This window comes from Bradyrhizobium sp. Leo170, from assembly GCF_004296405.1.
Lineage (GTDB): Bacteria > Pseudomonadota > Alphaproteobacteria > Rhizobiales > Xanthobacteraceae > Bradyrhizobium.
Genome location: NZ_PSRR01000734.1, coordinates 1 through 1231, shown reverse-complemented (window position 1 = coordinate 1231; position 1231 = coordinate 1). Strand labels below are relative to the sequence as shown.

General features: G+C 60.0%; 2 protein-coding genes. Both read right to left on the bottom strand.

The window, feature by feature from the left end:
* Positions 1 to 205 precede the first annotated feature (205 nt).
* Complete coding sequence (locus CWO89_RS44340) at positions 206 to 679, bottom strand: GNAT family N-acetyltransferase (protein ID WP_245476870.1); 474 nt, start codon at positions 677 to 679, stop codon at positions 206 to 208.
* 262 nt (positions 680 to 941) lie between these two features.
* Positions 942 to 1151: a hypothetical protein gene (locus tag CWO89_RS44335; RefSeq protein WP_130584399.1), complete on the bottom strand. Its 210-nt coding sequence runs from the start codon at positions 1149 to 1151 to the stop codon at positions 942 to 944.
* Positions 1152 to 1231 lie beyond the last annotated feature (80 nt).

Genomic DNA, 1231 nt, shown 5'->3' with positions numbered 1-1231 from the left:
TGGAGTGACGATCTTCATCACCACGGTGCTCGTTGGCCTATGGACCGGCCGCCGCAGACGCGCGCGCATCTGAGTGCTCATGCTTTCAGACGGCGTTGTATTTTAGCGCGGCTGTCTCCCTCAAACTGACGGCCGAGACGATGTGAGGGTTGATTGGTCGCCGCCTACGTTCAAGGTTGGGTTTTGCGCCGGTGAACGCTGAAGTTCACAATTCCATCCGCACAATCTCAATAGGCTCCCCGCCGAGTCCACGAGAGGAAACGTCGCGGCCCACGCTTCGAAAGCCGCATTTTTGATAGAAGCCTTCGGCGTTGATCGTCGCCTCGAGCCTGATCGGCCCACTATGGCCCATCCGCGCTCGTGCTATCCCGATCTCGAGCAGCCGACGGCCGAGCCCGGCACCTGCAGCCTCAGGCAATAGGAACAACCTGGTTACTTCGCCCGGCTCGGCATCGACAAATCCAACCACACTACCTTCGTGCTCACAGACCGTCATTCGTCCCTTGGCGATGAGCGCTTCGTAGAATGCCGGCGTCCGCTCGCCCATCCAATTCGCGATCTGGTCCCGAGAGTAGGATGCTCCCCCAAGTCCGGCGATTGACGCCTTCGTGATTTTGAAAACCGGCTCCGCGTCTTGGTGGTGAGCGGCCCTGAAAGAAAACTTGCCATCGCGCATCATCAGCACTCCAAAGAATCTCTCTGCGTTTTACTCTGTGGAACCACCAGGTCGCAGTCAACGGGATTCCCGTCGACGACACAGGTCAGACGACGGCTCTGCCCGCAGAAAGGAAACGCGCCGGCCTCCGTTTGGCCCGGGCGTCGTTGACCTCCGCTGGTCGACAATTCTGCAGCGATCCACCACGAGACGTGGGCCAGCACCACGATCGCGTACGCTGCCGGGCGTCCATCGTCATGAGCGGCGACCTTGAGCGCGGACCCAGTCAGGGAGATCGCCGTGTAACCAATTTCGAACTCGGCCCAGGCCAGGAAAGCACGCTCTCCTTCTGAACAGGAAGGCGCAGCTCCCTTGCGCGCTCGATGCGCTCGGCTTGCTGAAATGCAATCTCTTTGCGTACAAACTTCTCTAGTTCGCCTTCTGCGGTTCGCCAGAAATGCTCGCGCGGTCTCGCGATCCCTTTCCGTTCGATCATGATCCGCTCCCGGAAAGCTGCCAGACTACGGCAACAGGTAACCCGGCGCTAGGTTCTGGGTGCCCACCCAGCTTCTCTCT